This is a genomic window from Duganella sp. CF517 (genome assembly GCF_900110275.1).
GTDB lineage: Bacteria > Pseudomonadota > Gammaproteobacteria > Burkholderiales > Burkholderiaceae_D > Rugamonas.
Window position 1 is genome coordinate 301811 of the sequence record NZ_FODC01000006.1, and the last position, 23897, is coordinate 325707.

A 23897-nucleotide genomic window follows, 5' to 3' on the forward strand; every position below is an offset into this window, starting at 1 on the left:
ACGCAAGATGTCTTCCATCGACACCCTGATCGACACCACCATCCGTTCCGATGTGCGCGCCGTCAATGGCTACCATGTCGCCGACGCGAGCGGTTTTATCAAGCTGGATGCGATGGAGAACCCTTACCACCTGCCGGAGCATCTGACGCGCGAACTGGCGCAGCGCCTGGCCGACGTCACGCTGAACCGCTACCCGGTGGCCTCCTACGAGAGCACCAAGGAGCGCATCCGCGCCAAGCTGGGCATCCCGGCCGGCTACGATGTCATGCTGGGCAACGGCTCCGACGAGCTCATTTCGATCCTGTGCATGGCCTGCGCCCACCAGGACCGCCGCGCCGTCGCCATCTCGCCGACGCCGTCGTTCGTCATGTATTCGCGCTCGACCAAATTCGCCGGCATGGATTATGTCGGCGTGTCGGTCAAGGCCGACCTGACGCTCGACATGCCGGCCATGCTGGCGGCGATCGAAAAGCACAAGCCGGCGCTGGTGTTCCTGTCCTACCCGAACAACCCCACCGGCAACCTGTTCTCGGACGACGATATCGTCGCCATCATCAAGGCGCTGGACGGTTTCGGCCTGGCGGTGGTCGACGAGGCCTACGAGCCGTTCGCCCAGCAAACCTTCATGCACCGCTTGCCGGAGTTCGACAACCTGATCGTCATGCGCACGGTGTCCAAGCTCGGCCTGGCCGGCATCCGCCTCGGCTACATGTCGGCCGCGCCGAAATTGCTGGCGCAATTCGACAAAGTGCGGCCTCCTTACAACATCAACGTGCTGACGCAGACGGCGGCCGAATTCGCGCTCGACCATCTGGAGGTGCTGAACCAGCAGGCGGCCGCGTTGCGCGCCGCACGGACCGATCTGATGGCCGCGCTGGCCGCCCTGCCGGGGGTCGAGGTGTTCCCGTCGGCGGCGAATTTTATCTTGATTCGGGTGCCGAATGCCGATGATGCCTATGCGAAACTACTGTCCCACAAGGTATTAATTAAAAATATGAGTAAAATGGATACCGTGATGGCCAATTGTCTACGTGTCACGGTCAGCACACCGGAAGAGAATGCCGCCTTCCTGGATGCGCTGTCGGCATCCCTCGCGTCGCTTGCAGCTTAAACGCTGGCAGCTTAAATTATCCGCCACCGAGCCCTTCATGAACCGCACCGCAGAAATCATCCGCAACACCAACGAGACGCAGGTCCGCGTTTCCATCAATCTCGACGGCACCGGCAAGCAAAAGCTGAACACCGGCGTGCCCTTCCTCGACCACATGCTGGACCAGATCGCGCGCCACGGCCTGTTCGACCTCGACGTCGAAGCCACCGGCGACATCCACATCGACAACCACCACACGGTCGAAGACGTCGGCATCACCTTGGGCATGGCCGTGGCCAAGGCCATCGGCGACCGCAAGGGCATCGTCCGCTACGGCCACTCGTACGTGCCGCTGGACGAGGCGCTGTCGCGCGTGGTGCTCGATTTCTCCGGCCGTCCAGGCATCGAATACCATATTCCGTTCACGCGCGCGATGATCGGCACCTTCGACGTCGACCTGACGCTGGAATTTTTCCGCGGCTTCGTCAACCACGCGCTGGTGACCTTGCACATCGACAACCTGCGCGGCACCAACGCGCACCACCAGTGCGAAACCGTGTTCAAAGCCTTCGGCCGCGCGCTGCGCATGGCGTCCGAGCTGGACCCGCGCGCCGCCGGCACCATTCCTTCGACCAAGGGCAGCCTGTAAAGGCTGAGCGAACCACTCACTCATTATGAAAAAAATTGTCGTAGTTGATTACGGGATGGGTAATCTGCGTTCGGTCGCGCAAGCGCTGCGCGCCGTCGCCCCCGAGGCCGACGTCCTCATTTCCGGCGAAGTGGCCGATATCGACAGCGCCGACCGCATCGTGCTGCCGGGCCAGGGCGCGATGCCGGACTGCATGCGCAGCCTGCGCGAATCCGGCGTGCAAGAGGCGCTGATGGTGGCCGCGCGCAACAAGCCGCTGCTGGGCGTGTGCATCGGCGAGCAGATGCTGTTCGACGGCAGCGAGGAGGGCGACGCCGCCGGCCTGGGCCTGCTGCCGGGCAGGGTGGTGCGCTTCCAGCTCGACGGCCAGCTGCAGGAGGACGGCTCGCGCTTCAAGGTGCCGCAGATGGGCTGGAACCAAGTCCGGCAAAACGCGTCCCACCCTATGTGGCAGGATATCGCCGACAACAGCTATTTCTATTTTGTGCACAGCTACTACGCCCGGCCGGAGCGGGACGCGCACACCGTCGGCCTGACCGTGTACGGTGCGCCGTTCAGTTGCGCCGTCGCCCGTGATAATATTTTTGCCACACAGTTCCATCCGGAGAAAAGCGCCGCGACCGGACTGCAGTTGTACAAGAACTTCGTTCACTGGAATCCCTGATCGCCTGGCGCCCTGGCTAGTCACCCCGAACCCTTTCACCTTCTCACACTGAAACCATCATGCTGCTCATTCCTGCCATCGACCTCAAAGACGGTCACTGCGTTCGCTTGAAACAAGGCGATATGGAACTCGCCACCGTATTTTCCGAAGATCCGGCCGACATGGCTTTGCATTGGCTGAAGCAGGGCGCGCGCCGCCTGCATCTGGTCGATCTGAACGGCGCCTTCGCGGGCAAGCCGAAGAACGAGGGCGCCGTCAAGGCGATCCTGAAGGTGGTGCAGGAGTACGCCGAGGAAAACGGCCTCGACGAGATCCCGGTCCAGCTGGGCGGCGGCATCCGCGACCTCGACACCATCGAGCGCTACCTGGACGCCGGCATCAGCTACGTCATCATCGGCACGGCCGCCGTCAAGGAGCCGGGCTTCCTGCACGACGCCTGCGGCGCCTTCCCGGGCCACATCATCGTCGGCCTCGACGCCAAGGACGGCAAGGTCGCCACCGACGGCTGGAGCAAGATGTCGGGCCACGAGGTGATCGACCTGGCGAAAAAATTCGAAGCCTACGGCGTCGAAGCGATCATCTACACCGACATCGGCCGCGACGGCATGATGGGCGGCGTCAACATCGACGCCACCGTCAAGCTGGCGCAGGCGGTCAAGATCCCGGTCATCGCCTCCGGCGGCCTGCACAACCTGGCCGACGTCGAAGCGCTGTGCGCGGTGCAGGACGAGGGCATCGAGGGCGTCATCTGCGGCCGCTCGATCTACGAGGGCACGATCGACCTGGCCTCGGCGCAGTTGCGCGCCGACGAGCTCAGCGGCGACCTCATCGACGACGAGGAAGAATAAGGCTCATGCTCGCTAAACGCATCATTCCCTGCCTCGACGTGACCGACGGCCGCGTCGTCAAAGGCGTCAACTTCACCGAGCTGCGCGACGCCGGCGACCCGGTCGAGATCGCCCGCCGCTACGACGAGCAGGGCGCCGACGAACTGACCTTCCTCGACATCACCGCCACCAGCGACAACCGCGGCCTGATCCTGCACATCATCGAGGCCGTGGCCTCGCAGGTGTTCATTCCGCTGACGGTCGGCGGCGGCGTGCGCGAGGTGGCCGACGTGCGCCGCCTGCTCAACGCCGGCGCCGACAAGGTCAGCATGAACTCGTCGGCCGTCAGCAACCCGCAACTGGTGTTCGACGCCTCGCAAAAGCACGGCTCGCAGTGCATCGTGGTGGCGATCGACGCCAAGCAGGTCGCGCCCGGCAAGTGGGAGGTGTTCACCCACGGCGGGCGCAAGGCCACCGGCCTCGACGCCATCGAATGGGCCGTCAAGATGGAACAACTGGGCGCCGGCGAAATCCTGCTCACCAGCATGGACCGCGACGGCACCAAGTCCGGCTTCGACCTGGGCCTGACGCGCGGCGTCTCCGACGCCATCGGCATCCCGGTGATCGCCTCGGGCGGCGTCGGCGGCCTGCAGGACCTGGCCGACGGCGTCAAGCTGGGCAAGGCCGACGCGGTGCTGGCGGCCAGCATCTTCCACTACGGCCACCACACGGTGCAGGAAGCCAAGCGTTTCATGGCACAACAGGGCATTCCGATGCGCCTGACCAATTGATCACAGCACTGGATAGCACGATGTCGACTCCCCCGAGCAGCCTCGCCAAGGCCAAATGGCTGAAGAAAATCCAATGGGACGAAAACGGCCTGGTGCCGGTCATCGCCCAGGAAGCCGGCAGCAACGACGTGCTGATGTTCGCGTGGATGAACCGCGACGCGCTGGCCAAGACGGTCGAGCTGGGCGAGGCGGTGTACTGGAGCCGTTCGCGCAAGAAACTGTGGCACAAGGGCGAGGAGTCCGGCCACACGCAAAAGGTGCTGGAGATCCGCCTCGACTGCGACGAGGACGTGGTGCTGCTCAAGATCGAGCAGGCCGGCGGCATCGCCTGCCACACGGGCCGGCATTCGTGCTTCTTCCAGAAGTTCGACGGCGACGCGCTCGACGGCGACTGGCACAGCAGCGAGCCGGTGCTGAAAGACCCCTCCGATATTTACGCGGCAAAGCCGAAGAAGACCCCATGAGCACACAACTGGACCGCCTGGCCGAGCTGATCGAGTCACGCAAGCCGGCCAACGGCGGCGACCCCGCCGCCTCCTACGTCGCCAAGCTGTTCGCCAAGGGCGACGACGCCATCCTGAAAAAAATCGGCGAGGAAGCCACCGAGACCGTCATGGCCGCCAAGGACGCGCGCGCCAGCGGCGACGGCGACAAGGTGTTGTACGAAGTGGCCGACCTGTGGTTCCATACGCTGGTGCTGCTGGCCCAGTTCGATCTGAAGCCGCAGCAGGTGCTCGACGAGCTGGCGCGCCGCGAAGGCGTGTCCGGCATCGCCGAAAAAGCCGCGCGCAAAGAGTAACGCAGGGACAACCCCAACCATTGATGGAGCCGCCGTGGAAAACTGCTTGTTTTGCAAGATAGCCGAAAAGAAAATTCCCTCGACGGCCGTGTACGAGGATGACGAGTTGCTCGCGTTCAAGGATATCAATCCGGCCGCGCCCGTGCATTTGCTGGTGATCCCGAAGAAACACATTTCGACCTTGTCCGATTGCAGCGCCAACGAGGCGCCGCTGCTGGGCAGGATGCTGGCGCTGGCCCCCCGTCTGGCAGAGGAATTCGGCTGCGCGGTCGGCTATGATGCGGACGGCGCGCCCGGCGGCGGCTACAAGACGCTGATCAACAGTGGGCCGGACGGCGGGCAAGAGGTGTACCATCTGCATTTGCACGTGATCGGCGGCGCGCACCCGTGGCGCGGCCAGCGGTAAAAGCGTGCTTCCGGGCGGCATCCGGTGGTTGCTATCGCTTGCCACATGACATCTACATGACACGCCGCTGTTCGCTTATACTGTCGCACGCGGTTCTCGAATCAACGGATAATCTGGGCGCATGCGCCTTGCAAGGGGAATATGATGGGTTCATTTAGTATTTGGCACTGGCTGATCGTTCTGGTGATTGTGATGCTGGTGTTCGGCACCAAGAAGCTGAGCAATATGGGTTCCGACATCGGCAAGGCCGTCAAGGGCTTCAAGGATGGCGTCAAGGGCGACGACGACAAGCCCGTCACGCCGGTCACCCCGAGCACCATCGACGTCGACGCCAAAGAGAAAAACAAGCTGTAAGCCGGTCCGGGCCCGCGACTTGTCGCCGGGCCCGGTTCGCTGACGCGCATATCCTATGATCGATCTCGGTCTTACCAAACTTGCTGTGATCGGCGTGGTTGCGCTGATCGTCATCGGTCCCGAAAAGCTGCCCCGCGTGGCGCGCATGGCCGGGACCTTGTACGGGCGCGCCCAGCGCTACCTGAACGAGGTCAAATCCGAGGTCTCGCGCGAAATCGAGCTGGAGGAACTGAAAAACCTCCACAAGACGGTGCAGGACGCCGCGCAGAACATCAAAAGCGACGTGGAAAACTCGATTTCGCAGAATATCTCCGAAGTCGAGAACGCCTGGCACGACACGCCGGCGTCGATCCCCGACACCGCCTCGTACGGCAGCGTCAGCACGGACGACCTGGCGCGCAAGGCGCGCGAATTCCGCCGCAAGAAGGTGGTGCGCAGCGCCGCCATTCCGGCCTGGTATAAACAGCGCCACGGCGGCAAGCTGCATGTGACCTCCGGCGCGGCGCGCGTCGCCCGTTTCCGCCCACGCGGCAATACCAACGCTAGCTTCTACTAATGACTACACCGAACTCCGGCGAAGAAACCTTCATCTCCCACCTGGTCGAACTGCGCGACCGTCTGGTCAAGGCGTCGATCGGCGTGGCGCTGGTGTGCCTGGGGTTGATGATCTGGCCGGGACCGGCGCAAATCTACGATTTCATCGCGCAGCCGATGATCGCGTCCCTGCCGGTCGGCTCGAAGATGATCGCCACCGGCGTCATTTCGCCGTTCCTGGTGCCGATGAAGGTGACCTTGGTGATCTCGATCATCCTGTCGCTGCCGTGGGTGTTGTACCAGCTGTGGGCGTTCGTCGCGCCCGGCCTGTACGCCCATGAGAAGCGCCTGATCGCGCCGCTGGTCATTTCGTCGTCGTTCCTGTTCATGTCGGGCGTGGCGTTCTGCTACTTCCTGGTGTTCGGCCGCGTGTTCCAGTTCATCGCCGAGTTCTCGCCGCAGTCGATCGCGGTGACGCCGGACATCGAAAACTATCTCGACTTCGTCATGTCGATGTGCCTGGCCTTCGGCGCCACCTTCGAGGTGCCGGTGGTGGTGGTGATCCTGGTGCGCATGGGCTTTGTCACCGTGGCCAAGCTCAAGGAGATCCGCCCCTACGCCATCGTTGGCGCGTTCGTCATCGCGGCCATTGTCACGCCGCCGGACGCGGTCAGCATGTTCTCGCTGGCTATTCCGATGTGCCTGCTGTTCGAGCTGGGCTTGCTGGTGGCGCCGATGTTCGTGCGCATGTCGACGGCGCCGGAAGAAAAGCAGTCCTAGTCTAGGGCAATATTTTCGCCATCATAAAGACCTGTGTCGCCAGGGTGAGTGCGCTCGTTGCGAGCGATAAGCCGGTCAGCCAGTACACGACTTTGAACTTGGCGTTCATGCGTGCTTCCAGCGCATCGATCTCACTCTTCAACAGGTCGATGCGCGAGTAGATTTCGCTCTTTAGCATATCGATGCGCGCATACACCTCGCTCTTGAGCATATCCATTCTCGCCAAGAGCTCGCTTCTCACCAGCACCAGCACCAGCTCGGCCGGCGCGACGCTGGCCGTCGCCAACGCGTCGCTTAATGCCTGCGCGTGGGCGTCGGCCTGATCGGGTGGAATTCCGGCTTCGGCCAGCCTTCTGGCGTACTCAAGGGTATCGAATTTGATCGGCATGGTCATGATCACTCCCGGCTTTTATCGTAGCAGAACCGGCCCGGCACGGGCTAAGCGACCATCGTATCGAATCGGTGGATGAGGCCTTTGCGCGCTCGCAAGCGCGCCAGTGCGCGATCCAACTAAAACGGGGCGCCAACATTGCTGCCGGCGCCCCGCTTCGCATATCCATGCCGTGTAGCCACTACTTCGTCATCAAGCCCTTGATCACCCGCACCGGCGCGCTGCCATAGCTGAGGAATTGCTCGTGGAATTCCTTCAGGTTGAACTTGTCGCCCAAGGCCTGCTTGCGCTCCTCGCGCAATTCCATGATCTCGCTGTAGCCGCTGAAATAGCTGGTCAGCTGCACCGACGACACCTGCACCCGGTGCCATTTCTCGACCGCCTCGGTGCGCGTCTGGAAGGCCTGGCGCGTCAACAGGTCGATCGCCTGCTCCTCCGTCATGCCCAGCACGTGCACGCTGTAGTCGAGGATGGTGTTGGTCACGCTGCGCAGGTTCCACTTCGAATACATCAGCCACATCTCCGGCGCGTTGTCGCCGTAGCCCGATTCGAGCATCATGCGCTCGCCGTAGACCGCCCAGCCCTCGACCATCGCGCCGTTGCCGAAGATCGACTTGACGATGGACGGCGACTTGTTGGCGTACACCAGTTGCGCATAGTGTCCGGGAATCGCCTCGTGGATGTTGAGGATCTGCAAGATCCAGTGGTTGTACTCGCGCAGGCTGCTCTCGGCCGCCTCCGCCGTCGCGCCGTCGAGCGGAGTGACGTTGTAGTAGGTGCGGTCCTGCGGCCGGTAGGGCCCCGGCGCGTCGATGCTGGCGCCGGCCACACCGGCCTGGTAGGCCGGCGTCGCGCGCACTTCAAGTGGCTTGTTGCGGTCCAGGGTCAGCAGGTTCTTGCTGATCACCCAGTCCTGCAGCACCGGGATCTGGCGCTTGATCTCGTTGACGAAATCCTCGCGCCGCACATGGTTGGCCGACAGCTTGTCGATCATCATGCCGATCTTGGCGAACCGGTCGGCCGGCTTGGCCACGCCGGGCAGATACTTGTCCCACATGCCGTCGGACAGCTTGTCCATATTGACCAGCAGCTCCTCGCGCGTGGCCAGCGCCTTCTGGTAGGTCTGTTCGGCGGTGCTGCCGGACTGGATGTCGTAGGCGAACTTCTGCTCATACATCGCCTTGCCGATGCGGAAGGTGCGGCGGCCGCGCGTGTCCATCAGCTTGTCCATCTCGCGGAGGAAGGCGACGTAGTTGTCGACCGCCGTCAGCGCCGCGTTGACGCGCTGCGTGAACTGCTGCTTCTCGATCGGCGTCAGGATCGAGGCCTGCGCCGCCTTGTCGACCTCGATCAGCACGGTCTGCACGCCGGGCGCCTGCTTGATCGCCAGGCGCGTGTGCTCGCGCGTCGGGTTGACGATGTTGTTGCGCGCCGCCTCGTAGTAGGCCGGAATGCTGGCGATGCGCTTGAGCAGGGTGCGCAGGCGCTGCGGCTGGGCCGCGTATTCGGTGCCCAAAATCAGGTCCAGCGGCCCGGCGACGTTGTAGCTGGCAGGATTCCACTCGAACTCGCGCAGGGTGGTCAGGCGGAAGCGGTCGCTATCGAGCTTGTTCATCAGCAGCGCCAGGTCGGTGCGCTGCTTCGGCGACAGCTGGCTGGCGTTGACTTTGCCGAAGCGCAGTTTCCAGTCGTCGATGAAGGCCAGCTCCCTGGTCTGCGTGGCCGCGTCCGGGATACTCAAGGTGGCGGCGGTGTCGTACTTGCCGGCGTAGATCGCGCTTTCCGAATCGATGCGCCACAGGGCGTTGAGGAACTGGTTGCTCAGGGTGTCGAACGAGCGGTCCTGGCGCCGTTCGGACACCGCGGCCACCGCCGGCCGGGTCGCGACCACCGCCGTCGTCGCCGCGGCGGCGGCCACGGCCTTGCCTTTGCCGCCCTTCCTGGTGGTCTTGCCGTCTTTGCCGGCCTTGCCGGCGGGCGCGGTTTTGGTGCCGGTCTTGCTGCTGTTTTTGCTACCCTTGGCGTTCTTGTTTTTACTACTGGTGCTGGCGTCCTTGTTGGCGGGCGCCGCGCCGGCCGGCGCGAAGGCGAGTGCCGCCATCACCACCGCCAGTGCAATTTTTGTCTTGATCATCGTCTGCAGCCTTGTGTTTATTTTGACAAGGCACGCGTGTCCACATCACGCGGTGGCAAGCGTGCCGAGTCGAAGCGATGGAGATTATCACTAATCGGCCCGCTTGAGAGCGCCCGATACAAGACAAAACGCGGCCGCGCCTACTTCTTCAACCCTTCTTGCAGCATCCCGAGCATCTCGCCGGCCGACATGCGGCCCGAGACGTCGCTGCCTTCGAGCAAGCTGTCGGCCAGGTCGCGCTTGTGCTGGTGCAGGTCGACGATGCCTTCCTCGATCGTGTGGCGCGCCACCAGGCGGTAGATGGTCACCGGGCGCAGCTGGCCCATGCGGTGGGCGCGGTCCGACGCCTGGTCCTCCACCGCCGGATTCCACCAAGGGTCCATGTGGATCACGTAGTCGGCGGCGGTCAGGTTGATGCCGACCCCGCCCGCCTTCAGGCTGATCAGGAAGACGTCGCCGATGCCGGCCTGGAAGGCGTCGACCCGCTTCTTGCGGTCGGCCATCGAGGTCGAACCATCGAGGTACTGGTAGCCGATGCCGTTGGCGTCGAGGTGCGCGCGGATCAGCGACAGGTGGTCGACGAACTGGCTGAACACCAGCACCTTGTGGCGGTTCTCCAGCAGCCCCTCGAGCAGGTGCGCGAACGCCGCCAGCTTGCTGCTGGCCAGCCCCAGTTCCGGCGCGATCAGGTTCGGATTGCAGCAGGCGCGCCGCAGCCGCATGATCTCGGCCAGGATCTGGATCGACTTCTTCTCGGCCGGGCCCTCGACGGCGGCCAGGTTTTCCAGCGCGGTGCGGCGTAGCGATTCGTACAGCGCCGTTTCCTCCTTGGACAGGTCGACCTCCAGCGTGATCTCGGTGCGCGACGGCAGCTCGGTCAGCACCTGGGCCTTGGTCCGGCGCAGCATGAACGGCTGGATCAGGCGCCGCAGGCGGTTGCGCGCGCCCAGTTCGGCGCGATGGTCCTGCGGCTTTTCGATCGGCGCGGCGAAGCGCAGGTTGAACTGCTCGATGCTGCCCAGCAGCCCCGGATTGATGAAGCGGAACAGGTTCCACAACTCGCCCAGGTGGTTTTCCAGCGGCGTGCCGGTGGCGATCATGCGGAACTCGCCCTTGAGCGCCATCACGGCCTGCGAACGCTTGGTGGCGCCGTTCTTGATCGCCTGTGCTTCATCGAGCACGATGGTGTTCCACCGCACCCCGGCGAACAGCGCCGACTCCAGCTGCAGCAGGCCGTAGCTGGCCACCACCACGTCGTACGGCTGCAGGGTGGACATGGTCCCGGCGCGGTCGCCGGCGCCGAACAGCTTGACGTTGAGGGTCGGCGCGAAGCGCGCCGCCTCGCTGATCCAGTTCATGCACACCGACGTCGGCGCGATGACGAGGGTCGGCCCCTGCGGCGCGCGCGACAGGATCAGCGCGATCGCCTGCAGGGTTTTACCGAGGCCCATATCGTCGGCCAGGCAAGCGCCCACGCCCCAATGCGCGAGGCGCGCCAGCCAGTTGAAGCCTTCCAGCTGGTAGTCGCGCAACTCGGCCTGCAGGGTGCTGGGCAGATGAGGCTCGAACGCCGCCTGCGACGCCATGCGCTGCAAATGCTCCTTCCACAGCTTGTCCGCCTTCAGGCCGCCGACATCGTCGGCCAGTTCCTCCAGCGCGAACGCGGCCAGCGGATGCAGGCGCACGCCGTCGGCGGTCAGCTCGCCGTAGGCCGACACCTCGCGCAGGCGGCGGTGCAGCTCCTCGGTCAGCGCCAGGTAGCGGTTCTCGCCCAGTTCGACGAAGCGGCTCTGGTTCTTCTGCATCAGCTCCAGCAGGGTGCGCAGGTCCATCACCTTGTCTTCGTCGACCTGCACCTCGCCGCTGGCCGCGAACCAGTCCTTGTTGCTCTTGATGGACAGGCGCACCTGCTTGGTCTCGACCTTGGCGGTGACGCGGAATTTCTCGCCCTCCGGCCAGGCGATCACGATGCTGCCCGCCTTCAGTTCCTGCAGCTCGACCAGCAATTGCAGGCACAGCGCCGGCTGGCCGAGCAGCCATTCGCCGTGATCCTGTTCGGCCGATTCGAGCACCGGGCACCTGGCGATCAGCTCCCGTTCGGCGTCGCGTTCGTCGATCAGGTGGCGGCGCGCCTGCACCGGCTTGCCGCCGACGTCGGCGATCACGCTGTCGGCGCCGGCGCCGGGCGCGTAATAGGCGCCGTTGGCCAGCGGCCGCACCAGCAGCTGCATCTTCAGGCCGTGCTGGTACGGCAGCAGATGCACGTGCAGGCGCGTGTCGGCCTCCACCTGCTGCATGTCGGGCGCGGCGCCGCCGATGTCCGATTGCACCGTCACCAGCGACGAGATGGAGCTGATCGCGTGCAGCACCTGCTGCTCGGCGTGCGCCGGCACCGTCAGGCTGTCGCCGACGATGGCGGCGATGCGGCGGTGCTCGTCGAGGATGCTGACCACGCGCAGGCGGGTCGGCGTCTCCTTGCTGACGATGACGAAGGAATTGTCGTCGGGGATGCGCGGGTGCAGGCGGATCTCCAGGTTGCCCGGGCTTTTCTTGATCAGCAGTTCCGGTTCGCCGGCCAGCATCTCCACGCGGGTGTCGGAGGCGTCGGCCCAGAACAGCAGCGGGTGGCCGATCAGCGCCGCGGCGGCGCGCTGCGGATCGATCTCGTAGGCCAGGGCGTTGGAATGGTAGCTGCGGTGCGCCACCGAGATCGCCTCCGACACGCGCACGTCCTGCGGCGTCAGGAAATCGAATTGCTCCGGCTCGAAGCGCAGCCGCTTCAGGCCCACGGCGCGGCCCTTGCTCCACAAGCCGCGCGCGTCGCGCTTCTGTTCCACCGGCGCGACATCGGTCAGGCCGTGGCGGTTGTCGTAGGTCAGCTGCCAGACCAGGCGCGTGGCGCCGGCCGCGTCGGCCGTGGCGGGCTGCTGGAGGTTGATCAGCGCCGACAGCTGGCGCTGCCAGGCTTCCTGGCGCTCGAACCACACCGTCATGTCCGGGAGGCCCAGGCGCGTGCGCAAGTCGTTGGCGTGGCGCTGCTGGTCGACGTCGCCCAGGTGGCCGAGCAGGGTGGCCGCTTGCGCCGCGATGAACAGGTAGCCGGCGCGTTCGGCGTTCTCGCGCAGCTCCTGCAGTTCCAGGCGCCGCTCGCCGAGCCGCGGCAGCGACAGCCAGAAATACAGCAGGCATTGGAACAACTGCGTCTGCGGGCCGAGGTCCCACGGCAGCGCGGAGACGACATCCGTTTGCATGGTGCCGGCGCGGACCTGGCGCAGCATGTCGATCTGCTGGTGGATCGCGGCGTCGTAGTTGGGCGGCATGCGCACCGCGATCTCGAGGTAGGCGTCCGCCGCTTTCTGGTGCTTGGGGTCCTCGCTGCGCAGCAGCGACAGCAGGTACAGGTAGGCGCCGATGCCGGCGAACAGGTGCTTGCGCTTGCCCGTTTCGCGGCGCAGCAGCTTGAGCGCGGCCTCGTAGCCGGCGAGGGCCGCGCCGGTAGCGCCGCGCAGCAGCACGATGGTGCTGGCCAGGAACTGGCTTTGCGGACCGGCCGTGTGCTCCAGATAGCGTTTGGCGTCGTCGAGGCGCCCGCACAGGATGGCGTCCTCGGCCAGCACCAGCCGCAGTTCGGGGCCGATGTCGTCCTTGGCCGCCAGCCGGCGTTGCAGGTGCTGTTCGCAGAATTCGCGGATCAAGGACACGGTGGGCAATTCGCGTTTGGCGTTTTCCAGCAGTACCGCCAGCACGTCGTCCTGCAGCAGCGGATGGACGCGCGCGATCATGCCCGGCTCGAACGGGCGGCCGAAGATGTCGACGATCGGGTGCAGCTGCGCCGCCTCGTAGCTGCCCAGGCAGAAGGCGAGTATCGGCTGGATCTGCTGCGGCGCCTGGCCGCGCAGAAGGCCCATGCGCAGGCGCGCCATGCCGGCGCGGTAGCTGCGCGGCTCGACGCTGTTCCAGGTCTGGCGCATCGGCACCAGTTCGTCGTACGCCTCGCACAGGTCGTCGAGCGCGTGGGTGCCGATCGAGGCGCGCATGGCCGGCCAGCGCAGCTTGGGGTTGCACACGAAGCCGCGCCCGGTGACGGCGCTGATGAAGGCCAGCCGCTCCAGCTTGCGCATCGATTCGTCCAGGGTGCCGACGGTGTAGCGGTGGCCGTCCTTGTCCTCGATGCGCGCCTTGTTCAAATGATCGAGGATCGCGGTGCGCCCGACCGGCTCGCCGATCAGGGCGAGCAGCGCCAGTATCATTTTTTCGTTGAATTCAAGCGCGTCGAATTCGGCAAGCAGCTTCGGGTCGGCCATGCGTGGATCAGTCCTTCAGGTTGTCGATGTGGATCGGCGCTGCCGCCGAGGGATCGTGCAGGCCGAAGATACGCTGGTAGAAGTACAGCTCCGCCTCCAAGGTGCGCACGATGTTCTCGCCCTTGCGGAAGCCGTGGCCCTCGCCCTCCAGCGGTACATAGGCCACCGGCACGCCGCGCGCCTTGAGCGCGTCGACCATCATTTCCGATTGCTGCGGCGGCACGACCTTGTCGTCCAGGCCCTGGAAGAAGATCATCGGGCGCGCCAGCTTGTCGGTGTGGTTGATCGGCGAGCGCTCCTTGTACAGCGCTTGCGCCTGCGGCTGCGGCGCGATCAGGTAGGCGGTATAGCGCGATTCGAATTTGTGCGAGTCGTCGTCCAGCCCTTGCAGGTCGGAGACGCCGTAGTAGCTGGCGCCGACCTTGAAGACATCGTGGAAGGTCAGCGCGCACAGGGTCGTCAGGCCGCCGGCGCTGCCGCCTCGGATGATCAGGCGGTCGTTGTCGGCCAGGCCGCGCTCGACCAGCGCCCGGGCGCCGGCCACGCAGTCCTCGACATCGACGATGCCCCACTGTCCCTTGAGCAGGTCGCGGTAGGCGCGGCCGAAGCCGGTGCTGCCGCCGTAGTTCACGTCCAGCACGCCGAAGCCCCGGCTGGTCCAGTACTGGGTCGCCAGTTTCAGCGTGTTGACGGTCATGCCGGTCGGGCCGCCGTGGCTGATGACGATCACCGGCGGCTTGCTGCCTTCGGGCGCGCGCACGTCGCGGTTGCGCGGCGCGTAGAAGAACGCGTGCGAGGTGCGGCCGTCGGCGCTCGGATAGCTGATATTGTCGGGGATCGACAGGTTGTCCTCGTCGGGCAGCTCGGCGATCGACTGCGCCAGGATCTCCACGCCTTCCTCGGTGAAGTCGATGCGCGCCAGTTCCAACGGGATCGACGGGCCGCCCGCCAGCATGGCGATGTAGCCGGGCGCCACGCGCAGTTCGCGGATTTCCTCGTACGGATTGGCGATCGCTTCGAGCTTGCCGCTGGCCGGCAGCAGGCGCGCCAGCCGGCTCACGCCCTTGTCGATATAGGTGCAGATGATTTCGGAGGCGGAGCGGAAGCCGTACATCGAGTTACCGAAGGTCCAGTGCGGGGAGCCGAATTCGGCCTCCATCGGGCACAGGGCCTCGGCGCCCTGGCGGTCCGCGCCCAGGCGGTACAGGTTCCACCAGCCGCTGCGGTCGGAGACGAAGTGCAGCAGGCCGTTCGGCGACCATTCCGGCTGGCAGATCGATTCGTCGACGCCGCCGGCGACGCGCACCGGCGCCGCCAGCGCGCCGTCGTCCTGGATTTGTGCCAGCCACAGGGTGGTGCCTTCCCACGGCATGCGCGGATGGTCCCAGGTCAGCCAGGCCAGCGCGCGGCCGTCCGGCGACAGCCGTGGCGACGAATAGAAGTCGGCGCCCTGCGCCAGCACCGTTTCGGCGCCGTCGGCGATGCCGATCGCGCAAATGGTGTTGGACGGCTCGCCGTGGCCATCCTCGCCATGCAATTCGCGCACGCCGATCAGGCGTCCGCGCGCGCGGTCGACCACGAAATCGGCGAAGCGCTGCTTGCCGCCGGCCGTCAGCGCCACCGGGGCCGGCTGCGCGTCGTCGTCACCGGCGAAATCGAGCCGGTGGAGACGGTTGTCGGCGAAATGGGAGAAATACACGGTCTCGCCGTCGACCGCGTAGGCGCCGCCGCCGTATTCGTGCACCCGGCTGCGCACATTGAACGGCGCCGGCGTCAGTTCGTCGGTGGCGGCGCCGTGGTGGCGCAGCAGCGTGTTGCGGCCCGCCTCGGCGGCGCGCCCGGCCAGCCAGAAGATATCGCCGCCGTCGGCGCCGCCCAGCATCAGCGACGACATCGGCGTCGCGCCGGCCGCCACGCGCTCGGCGCTGATGGTCGATGGCCAGGTGCCGTATTCGGCGATGGTCGGTGCTTCTGATGTCATGGCGGCTCCGGGATGCGTTGGTTGGGCGGGGTGCTAGGATGATAGAGAAAGGGGGCGCAATGTTCCAGCGTCCGCGAAAAAAAATCGGCGCGGAGTGCGATAATAGCCCTTTCCCCGCTTTTTGATTGCCTTTCATGCCACAATTTGCTCCGCTTCAGAATGACACCTTCTTGCGTGCGTTGTTGCGCCAGCCGACCGAACACACCCCGGTATGGCTGATGCGTCAGGCGGGGCGCTACCTGCCGGAATACCGCGCCACGCGCCAGAAGGCCGGCTCCTTCATGGGCCTGGCCACCAATCCCGATTACGCCACCGAAGTGACCTTGCAGCCGCTGGACCGCTTCCCGCTGGACGCGGCCATCCTGTTCTCCGACATCCTGACGGTGCCCGACGCGATGGGCCTGGGCCTGTATTTCGTCGAAGGCGAGGGCCCCAAGTTCGAGCGTCCGCTCAAGACCGAGGCCGACGTGCTGGCGCTGCGCGCGCCGGAACCGGGGGCGCTGGACTATGTATTCAAGGCGGTCACGCAGATCCGCACGGAATTGAACGGCCGCGTGCCGCTGATCGGATTTTCCGGCAGCCCGTGGACCTTGGCCTGCTATATGGTCGAAGGCCAGGGCTCGCGCGAGTTCCACACCATCAAAAAGATGCTGTACAACCGTCCGGACCTGATGCACCACATCCTGGCTATCAACGCCAGGGCGGTGGCCGAGTACCTGAACGCCCAGATCGACGCCGGCGCCCAGGCGGTGATGATCTTCGACTCGTGGGGCGGCGCGCTGGCCGACGGCGCCTACCAGGCGTTCTCGCTCGATTACATGCGCCAGGTCGTGTCGCTGCTCAAACGGGGCAAGGATGGCGTCAAGATCCCGGCCATCGTCTTCACCAAGGGCGGTGGCCAGTGGATCGAGCAAATCGCCGACATCGGCGCCGATGCGGTCGGCCTGGACTGGACGGTGAACCTGACGCGGGCGCGCAAGCTGGTTGGCCACAAGGTCGGGCTGCAGGGCAATCTGGACCCGGCGATCCTGTTCGCCAGCCCGGAACAGATCCGCGCCGAAGTGCACAAGGTGCTGGACGCCTTCGGCAAGCCGGAAAACGGCAATGGACATGTATTTAATTTGGGCCACGGCATTTCCCAGTTCACGCCGCCGGAAAACGTGGCGGCCATGGTCGACGCTGTTCATACCTATAGCAAGGCCCAGCGCGCATCTTGATTTACCGCAAACCCGTGGGGCACGTTCCAATCGGACGTGCCCCATTTTCATTGGTGCGCAGAGGAAAGCAAACCGACTTATGCACAATTTTTTTTGGTGCAAGAATAACAGGCAGCACTATTTTTTTGGCCTTCGGAGTGTTTGTAAGTCTTTGATTTATAAGATAAATTTTTTGCCCCCCGGCTGGGGGTGGGTACTGGTTGTAAACCCATAAGTCGGGCTTGCGCAGGTTTATTTCTTCATTGTCCACAAAGTTATCCACAAAAACTGTGGATAAAAAATAAAAGTACTTAGTAAACCGTGACTTAGCCATAATGTTGTTGTTTTGCATGAGGTTTATGTTGCGCTGCACGATTTTTAGGCAAAGTGGCCGCCTTGATAACTAAGTTATGGACGCGCAAACCGTTCGGATGCGGCCTGTATAAAATTTGCTCTTATCGACCGCCGGTTGTATTTTCCGGTGGTCATTAAAACCCTCGGGAAAGTGTTGAAAATCGTTAAAAAATTACCCGAAATACTTCACTTATGCACAGCAGCGGAGAAAAAAACGGTTTTCTGAGCCTCCCACGGGGGATTTTCCAAGTGGTTGATTTTAAAGACAAATAAATTCGAATATTTGCCCGGTTGGCGCGGCTACCAACTGTTAAGTGATTGGTTTCCGGAGATTAAGATTCTCTTGTCCACAAAGTTATCCACAAAAACCGTGGAGCCTGGTTCAGTACCGAATTTCATGTGATTGGAACTATGCAGGGCCTCTTTCATCATTGCATTCTTCAGGTGGCGCTCGATACCCCGCTGAATGCCATTTTCGATTACCGCTGGTATTGCGATGCGGCGGAGCAGCCGCAAGTCGGCCAGTTGGCGTTCGTCCCGTTCGGCCCGCGCGAGGTGATGGGGCTGATCGTCGGCGTCGCCGCCGAGACCGATGTGCCGGACGGTAAATTGAAGGATGCACTGGCGGTCCGCGGCCAGCTGGCGCCGCTGTCGGCGCAATGGCTGGCGCTGGCCGGCTTCGCCGCCGACTATTATCAGCGTCCGCTGGGCGAGGTGGCGCTGCCGGGCTTGCCCAAGAACCTGCGCGCACCCACCCCGCTGACCCTGGACAAAGCGTTGAAGAAGCTGGCCAAGCTCGACGCGCCGCACGACGGCACGCCGCTCAACATGCCGGTGCTCAATCCCTCGCAGCAGGAGGCGGCCGACGCCATCGGTGGCGCGGCCGGCTTCACGCCCACGTTGCTGTACGGCGTCACCGGCAGCGGCAAGACCGAGGTGTATCTGCAGGCGTGCGCGCAGGTGCTGGCGCGCGAGGCGGACGCGCAGATCCTGATCCTGGTGCCCGAGATTAACCTCACGCCGCAGTTGGAAGGCAATATCCGCGCGCGCTTCCCCGGCGTGATGCTGGCGACGCTGCACAGCAGCCTGTCCGAAGGGGAGCGCATGCTGCACTGGCTGGCCGCGCACCTTGGCCGGGCGCGCATCGTGCTTGGCACCCGGCTGGCGATCCTGGCGTCGCTGCCGAACCTGAAGATGATTGTCATCGACGAAGAGCACGACCCGTCGTACAAGCAGCAGGAAGGCTTGCGCTATTCGGCGCGCGACCTGGCCGTGTGGCGCGCCTGGCAGCTGGGCATCCCGATCGTGCTCGGATCGGCCACGCCGTCGCTCGAGAGCTGGCACCACGCGCAGTCGGGCCGCTACCGCAAGCTGGAACTGCGCGAGCGCGCCGTCAAGAACGCCGTGCTGCCGCAGGTGAAGCTGATCGACATGGAGCGCGACAAGCCGAAGGACGGCCTGACCTCGGGACTGATCGCCGCCATCAGGCAGCGCATGGAGCGCGGCGAGCAATCGCTGTTGTTCCTCAACCGCCGCGGCTACGCGCCGGTGATCTGCTGCGAGTCGTGCGGCTGGATCAGCGAGTGCACGCGCTGCACCTCGTTCATGGTGCTGCACCGTCCCGAGCACCGGCTGCGCTGCCACCACTGCAGCCTGGAGCTGCGCATTCCGCGACACTGCCCGACCTGCGGCAACGTCGATTTGCAACCGCTGGGACGCGGCACCCAGCGCGTCGAGGAGGGCCTGCAGGCGCTGTTCCCGGAAGCGCGCGTGCTGCGCATCGACGCCGATTCGACCCGCAAGAAGGGCAGCGCGCAAGCGGCCTTCGACACCGTCCACCGGGGCGAGGTCGATATCCTGATCGGCACCCAGATGGTCGCCAAGGGCCACGACTTCAAGAAGCTCACCCTGGTCGGCATCCTCAATCCGGACACCGCGCTGTTTTCGCAGGACTACCGCGCCAGCGAGCGGCTGTTCGCGCAGCTGATGCAGGTGGCGGGCCGCGCCGGGCGCTCCGGCCGGACCGAGGGCGGCAGCGTCAGCGAGGTGCTGATCCAGACCCGCTATCCGCAGCATCCGCTATACGGCGCCGTGGTGCACCACGACTACGACCACTTCGCGTCGGCGCTGCTGGAGGAGCGCGAGCAGGCGGCGCTGCCGCCGTACCTGTTCCAGGCGCTGCTGCGCGCCGAGGCGCCCGAGCTGGCGACCGCCATCGAATTTTTGACCATCGCCCGCGATTGCGTCGAGCATCCGGGCATCACCATCAACGACCCGATCCCGATGAGCATGACCCGCGTGCACAACGTCGACCGCGCGCAGTTGCTGGTCGAATCGGCGTCGCGGCCGATGCTGCAGGCGTTTCTAAAGGATTGGCTGTGGACCCTGCGCGAGATGAAAAGCCGCGTGAAATGGTCGCTGGAAGTCGATCCGCTCGATATTTAAACCCGAGCCTATTGCAACAGGCAGCGCCGCGCGGTGGCGACGATTTGCTCGCTGAGCGCGCGCGTGAACGGCGTATCGAGGTTCCACGCGTGCCAGTTCAGCGCCACGTCGACATGCCTGCCCGGCGCCAGGTCGACCAGGCGGCCGTCGGCCAGCGGCCGGGTCGCCTGCGACAGCGGCATCAGCCCGTAGGCCAGGGCGCCGTGGATGCACTCGGCGCTGGCCGGCGACAGCGGCACCGTGTGGTGCGGATACGGTCCGTCCAGGTCGAGCACCTCGCGCAGGAAGCCGGCCATCATGTCGCGGTCGCACACCACGGCCGGCGCCAGCCGCGCCGCCTCGGCCGAGAAGCCGTCGCCGAACCAGTGGCCGGCGAACGCCGGCGTGGCCACGCACACGTAGCGCAGCTTGCCCAGCGGCGTCACTTCCGGGCCGTTGGCCGCAGGTTCGCCGTGCGGCTGGGCGGCGGCGATGCTGCCAAATACGCTACCCTCCCGCACCAGATGCAGGGCCATGTCGCGCGCGGCCTGCTGGATGTTGAGTTGGCAACGCGGCGGCGACAGCAACGGTTGCAAGCTCAGCGGGAACCAGGTGGCCAGGCTGGCCGCATCCACCGCCAGCGAAATCTCCGGCATGCTAACCTTGTTGCCGAGATCGATATCGAGCGCGGCTTCCATCAATTTGACGCTGCGGTGGTGCGACACCAGCCGCTGGCCCAGCCCGGTCGGCACGGCCGGCTGGCCGCGCACGATCAGCAGCCGGCCGGCGGCGTCCTCCAGCGCCTTGATACGCTGGGAAACGGCCGATTGGCTGATGCCGAGCGCGGTGGCGGCCTTTTCAAAGCTGCCATGGCTGGCGACGGCGTCCAGCACGGCAAGCGCGCGATAGTCTAGTGGAGCCATAAGTGTTACTTATAAAATTGAAATACAATAAGTAATACTAATGCTCTTTTGCTCCAAAGTAAAATTAGAAAACCAAACGGAACCCACGATGAAGACTATCAAGACCGAAGTTGCGGTGATCGGCGCCGGCACCGCCGGCATGACGGCCTACCGCGCCGCGACCGCCGGCGGCAAGCAGGCCGTGCTGATCGAGAGCGGCCCCTACGGCACCACCTGCGCCCGGGTCGGCTGCATGCCCAGCAAGCTGCTGATCGCCGCGGCCGAGGCCGCGCACGCGGCCAAGGCGGCGCCGGCCTTTGGCGTCCATCCGGGGCCGGTGCGGATCGACGGCAAGGCCGTGATGGCGCGCGTGCGCGCCGAGCGCGACCGCTTCGTCGGCTTCGTGGTCGAGGCGGTCGACGGCTATCCGGAAGCGGACAAGCTGCACGGCCACGCCCGCTTCATCGCTGAAAACAAGCTGCAGGTCGGCGACCACACCGTGGTCGAGGCCGAACGCTTCGTCATCGCCACCGGCTCGACCCCGATCGTGCCGGAGGAATGGGCCGCCGCCGGTCCGCGCGTCATCAACAGCGACGCCGTGTTCTATTGGGACGATTTGCCGGAATCGATCGCCATCGCCGGCACCGGCATCATCGGGCTGGAACTGGGGCAGGCGCTGCACCGGCTGGGCGTGCGCGTGACCATTTTCGCGCGCGGCGAAAGCATCGCCCAGCTGAGCGATCCGGACGTGCTGGCGGTGGCCCGCCGCGCCCTCAGCGGCGAGCTCGACATCCGCTACGAGACCAAGGTCACGACGGTCGAGCTCGACGGCGAGCAACTGGTCGTCACCAGCACCCGGCTGGACGGCGAGCAGCGCACCGAGCGCTTCAGCCACCTGCTGTCGGCGGTGGGCCGGCGCCCCAACGTGCACGAGCTGGGACTGGAACACACGGGCCTCAAGCGCGACCACCACGGCATCCCGCTGTTCGACAAATACACGATGCAATGCCAGGACGGCCCGATCTTCATTGCCGGCGACGCCGACAACGATCGGCCGCAACTGCCGGAGGCGGCCGACCAGGGCCGCATCGCCGGCGACAACGCCGCCCGCTATCCGGACGTGAAGCCGGGGCTGCGCCGCACGCCGCTGACGATCGCCTTCACCGAGCCGCAGATCGCCACGGCCGGCGCCAGCCACGAGGAATTGTGCGCTTCGCACAAGGGGCGCTTCGCGGTCGGCAAGGTGTCGTTCGAGAACCAGGGCCGCAGCCGCGTGATGCTGCAAAACCAAGGCATGCTGCGCGTCTACGGAGAGTTCCGCAGCGGCCGCTTCCTCGGCGCCGAGATGATCGGTCCGCGCGCCGAGCACATCGGCCATCTGCTGTCGTGGGCCGCCCAGGCCGGGCTGAGCGTGGCCGCCATGCTGGACATGCCGTTTTACCATCCGGTGGTGGAGGAGGGCGTGCGCACCGCGCTGCGCGACCTGGCGCACCAGTTGGCGAACGAGCCCAAGCACGACGATCCCTGCGTCGACTGCACGCCGGCGCCGTGAACATGAATGTCACATAACGATACAAAAAAAGTCACACATTTCTCACGGGAAGCTTTATGCTGCGAACTTGATAGTTGCGATAGTTGTTCCATGAAGATACGTAAGGTCACGGCGGCGGATTTGAAGTTGGGAATGCTGATTCCGTGGAACGTGTATGGCGACACCGGCGCGTTGCTGGTACGTAAGGGACACATGATCGCCAGCGCCACGCAGATAGCCTATCTGATCGAGCGCGGCAGTTTTGAAGACTATACCGACTCCGGCCCGGAAGCGACCGGGCCGGAGTCGGTGCTGCGCAAGCTCAACGGCGCTTGCCTGCAACTGCAGGGGCTGCAGCAAGCGATCGCCGGCGGCGCGGCGCCGCCCGGCCTGCGCCGAAAGCTCGAAGAGATCGCGACCCTGGTGGGCGACGCGATCTCGCTGAATGTCGATATCGCCACCGCCAGCATCCTGCACAACCAGCGGCAGGCGCCGTATCCGGTGCGCCACTGCGTCGACACCGCCATCGTCTCGCAAGTGCTCGCCCGCGCCCGCGAGCGTGCGCCGGACGACATCATGGCCGTCACCCTGGCCGCACTGACGATGAATCTGGGCTTGCTCGAGGACCAGCAGCGCTGGCATGACGGCGCCGGCGCCTTCGACGCGGCCGAGCGCGCGCGCATGATGGCCCATCCCGAGCTGAGCGCGCGCTTGCTGGCCGAGGTCGGCATCACCGACCCGGCCTGGGTCGACTGCGTGTTGCACCACCATGAAAACGAGGACGGCACCGGTTATCCGTTCGGCAAGGCCGGCGCGCAGATTCCACCGCTGGCCAAGCTGGTGATCCTGGCCGACCGCTACTGCGCGCGCGTGTCCGAGCGCGGCTACCGCCCGGCGATGTCCGCCAACGCGGCGCTGCGCGACATCCTGCTGGAAGCGAGGACCACCCTGCACACCAACCTGGCGTCGCTGCTGATACGCGAGCTCGGCGTCTATCCCATCGGCAGTTACGTACGGTTGATCAACGGCGAGGTGGCGGTGGTGTCACGCCGGGGGCTGCAATCGACGACGCCGCATGTGGAGTCGGTGCTGGGCCCGCGCGGCGCGCCGCTGGACGTGTTCCTCGAGCGCGACACGCGGGTGCCGCTGCACGCGATCCGCGAGGTGCTGACGAACGCCCAGGTGGCGGCGCTGAACGCGCCGCCGCTGCGCATGGAACAGGTGTGGGGCCGCGCGGCGGCGCTGTAGCCGCCGCGGATCAGTTCAGCGTGGCGCCGAGCCGTCCCTGCGAGGCCAGGTCGCGCAGCACGCGGATCATGTCGATGTCCGACTCCTGGTAGGCCGATTTGCGGAACTCGTCGTACATGGCGTTGGCGGCGTCGGTGGCGGCGTCGTGGTCGTCCTGGTACTGGAAGCGCACGTACAGGGTATCGGCGGTCGGGGTTTCGATGGTCACCGTCAGGCTCTGGCGGCTGATGTCCTGCTGCGGCGCCACTTCATAGCGCAGCTGGCGCATCGGTTCGAGCACCACGCGGTCCTCGACCACCAGCTCGCCGAAGCGGCGGCGGCGGCGGAAGCCGTGGTCGCTGCGCTCGTCGACGACGCACTCGTCCAGGTGCGGCACGAACAGCTTCGGCGATTCGGCGCTGAGCACCAGCCCGGCCCACAGCTGGTCGACGGTCAGGGTGTCGATCAAGGGGTTCAGCGGGTCGTTAATCTCTATTAAATGTTCGAATTTCATAGTTCTACCGTGTAAAAGCGGGCGCGTTTGCGCTCCAGGCCAACA

Annotated in this window: 21 protein-coding genes; 15 read left to right on the plus strand and 6 right to left on the minus strand. The window is 65.1% G+C overall.

Features of this window, described 5'->3' with window-relative positions; genetic code table 11:
• Window positions 1-7 precede the first annotated feature (7 nt).
• The 11 genes from hisC to tatC all read left to right on the plus strand — a co-directional run bounded on the left by hisC (window position 8) and on the right by tatC (window position 6894).
• Entirely contained in the window at window positions 8-1111 is a 1104-nt protein-coding gene (gene hisC / locus BMX85_RS23495) for a histidinol-phosphate transaminase (RefSeq protein ID WP_090324504.1), read from the plus strand.
• 37 nt (window positions 1112-1148) lie between these two features.
• On the plus strand, window positions 1149-1739 hold the full coding sequence (hisB, locus tag BMX85_RS23500; protein WP_090324507.1) for an imidazoleglycerol-phosphate dehydratase HisB: 591 nt from the start codon (window positions 1149-1151) through the stop codon (window positions 1737-1739).
• Window positions 1740-1764: 25 nt separating this feature from the next.
• Window positions 1765-2403, plus strand: a complete 639-nt coding sequence (gene hisH / locus BMX85_RS23505; protein ID WP_090324509.1) for an imidazole glycerol phosphate synthase subunit HisH — start codon at window positions 1765-1767, stop codon at window positions 2401-2403.
• 59 nt (window positions 2404-2462) lie between these two features.
• Window positions 2463-3251: a 1-(5-phosphoribosyl)-5-[(5-phosphoribosylamino)methylideneamino]imidazole-4-carboxamide isomerase gene (gene hisA / locus BMX85_RS23510; protein WP_090324511.1), complete on the plus strand. Its 789-nt coding sequence runs from the start codon at window positions 2463-2465 to the stop codon at window positions 3249-3251.
• A 5-nt stretch (window positions 3252-3256) separates the two neighbouring features.
• On the plus strand, window positions 3257-4021 hold the full coding sequence (hisF, locus tag BMX85_RS23515; protein WP_090324514.1) for an imidazole glycerol phosphate synthase subunit HisF: 765 nt from the start codon (window positions 3257-3259) through the stop codon (window positions 4019-4021).
• A gap of 20 nt (window positions 4022-4041) precedes the next feature.
• Window positions 4042-4485, plus strand: a complete 444-nt coding sequence (hisI, locus tag BMX85_RS23520) for a phosphoribosyl-AMP cyclohydrolase (protein WP_090324516.1) — start codon at window positions 4042-4044, stop codon at window positions 4483-4485.
• Window positions 4482-4820 carry a phosphoribosyl-ATP diphosphatase gene (locus BMX85_RS23525; protein WP_090324519.1) on the plus strand — a complete coding sequence of 113 codons (339 nt, stop codon included), beginning with the start codon at window positions 4482-4484 and terminating at the stop codon, window positions 4818-4820. The genes hisI and BMX85_RS23525 overlap by 4 nt, the downstream gene beginning before the upstream one ends.
• 34 nt (window positions 4821-4854) lie before the next feature.
• Window positions 4855-5226, plus strand: a complete 372-nt coding sequence (locus BMX85_RS23530; protein ID WP_090324522.1) for a histidine triad nucleotide-binding protein — start codon at window positions 4855-4857, stop codon at window positions 5224-5226.
• A gap of 144 nt (window positions 5227-5370) precedes the next feature.
• Complete coding sequence (gene tatA, locus BMX85_RS23535; protein ID WP_090324767.1) at window positions 5371-5580, plus strand: Sec-independent protein translocase subunit TatA; 210 nt, start codon at window positions 5371-5373, stop codon at window positions 5578-5580.
• Window positions 5581-5635: 55 nt separating this feature from the next.
• Window positions 5636-6136, plus strand: a complete 501-nt coding sequence (gene tatB, locus BMX85_RS23540; RefSeq protein WP_090324524.1) for a Sec-independent protein translocase protein TatB — start codon at window positions 5636-5638, stop codon at window positions 6134-6136.
• A complete protein-coding gene (gene tatC, locus BMX85_RS23545; RefSeq protein WP_090324526.1) occupies window positions 6136-6894 on the plus strand; it encodes a twin-arginine translocase subunit TatC in 759 nt (252 codons plus the stop codon). The genes tatB and tatC overlap by 1 nt, the downstream gene beginning before the upstream one ends.
• A 1-nt stretch (window position 6895) precedes the next feature.
• On the opposite strand, the gene BMX85_RS23550 is transcribed toward tatC, so the two are convergent.
• The 4 genes from BMX85_RS23550 to BMX85_RS23565 all read right to left on the minus strand — a co-directional run bounded on the left by BMX85_RS23550 (window position 6896) and on the right by BMX85_RS23565 (window position 15704).
• Complete coding sequence (locus BMX85_RS23550; RefSeq protein ID WP_143068052.1) at window positions 6896-7288, minus strand: CCDC90 family protein; 393 nt, start codon at window positions 7286-7288, stop codon at window positions 6896-6898.
• A gap of 178 nt (window positions 7289-7466) precedes the next feature.
• Window positions 7467-9419, minus strand: a complete 1953-nt coding sequence (locus BMX85_RS23555) for a DUF885 domain-containing protein (RefSeq protein ID WP_090324532.1) — start codon at window positions 9417-9419, stop codon at window positions 7467-7469.
• 140 nt (window positions 9420-9559) lie between these two features.
• Entirely contained in the window at window positions 9560-13723 is a 4164-nt protein-coding gene (locus BMX85_RS23560; protein WP_090324535.1) for a DEAD/DEAH box helicase, read from the minus strand.
• A gap of 7 nt (window positions 13724-13730) precedes the next feature.
• Window positions 13731-15704 carry a dipeptidyl-peptidase 5 gene (locus BMX85_RS23565; protein ID WP_090324538.1) on the minus strand — a complete coding sequence of 658 codons (1974 nt, stop codon included), beginning with the start codon at window positions 15702-15704 and terminating at the stop codon, window positions 13731-13733.
• Between the two features lie 134 nt (window positions 15705-15838).
• Here BMX85_RS23565 and hemE point away from each other — a divergent pair, with 134 nt between their 5' ends.
• On the plus strand, window positions 15839-16921 hold the full coding sequence (gene hemE, locus BMX85_RS23570; protein ID WP_090324541.1) for a uroporphyrinogen decarboxylase: 1083 nt from the start codon (window positions 15839-15841) through the stop codon (window positions 16919-16921).
• 744 nt (window positions 16922-17665) lie between these two features.
• Window positions 17666-19699 carry a primosomal protein N' gene (locus BMX85_RS23575; protein WP_090324543.1) on the plus strand — a complete coding sequence of 678 codons (2034 nt, stop codon included), beginning with the start codon at window positions 17666-17668 and terminating at the stop codon, window positions 19697-19699.
• Window positions 19700-19707: 8 nt separating this feature from the next.
• On the opposite strand, the gene BMX85_RS23580 is transcribed toward BMX85_RS23575, so the two are convergent.
• A complete protein-coding gene (locus tag BMX85_RS23580; RefSeq protein WP_090324546.1) occupies window positions 19708-20601 on the minus strand; it encodes an ArgP/LysG family DNA-binding transcriptional regulator in 894 nt (297 codons plus the stop codon).
• 88 nt (window positions 20602-20689) lie between these two features.
• On the opposite strand from BMX85_RS23580, the gene BMX85_RS23585 reads away from it, so the two are divergent.
• Window positions 20690-22132, plus strand: coding sequence for a dihydrolipoyl dehydrogenase (locus tag BMX85_RS23585; protein WP_090324549.1), 1443 nt, complete (start codon window positions 20690-20692; stop codon window positions 22130-22132).
• Between the two features lie 90 nt (window positions 22133-22222).
• Entirely contained in the window at window positions 22223-23359 is a 1137-nt protein-coding gene (locus tag BMX85_RS23590) for an HD-GYP domain-containing protein (RefSeq protein WP_090324551.1), read from the plus strand.
• 10 nt (window positions 23360-23369) lie between these two features.
• Here BMX85_RS23590 and BMX85_RS23595 read toward each other — a convergent pair whose 3' ends face one another.
• Window positions 23370-23852 (minus strand): AtaL-like protein, encoded by a 483-nt coding sequence (locus BMX85_RS23595; RefSeq protein ID WP_090324554.1) that lies wholly within the window; start codon window positions 23850-23852, stop codon window positions 23370-23372.
• Between the last annotated feature and the right edge of the window lie 45 nt (window positions 23853-23897).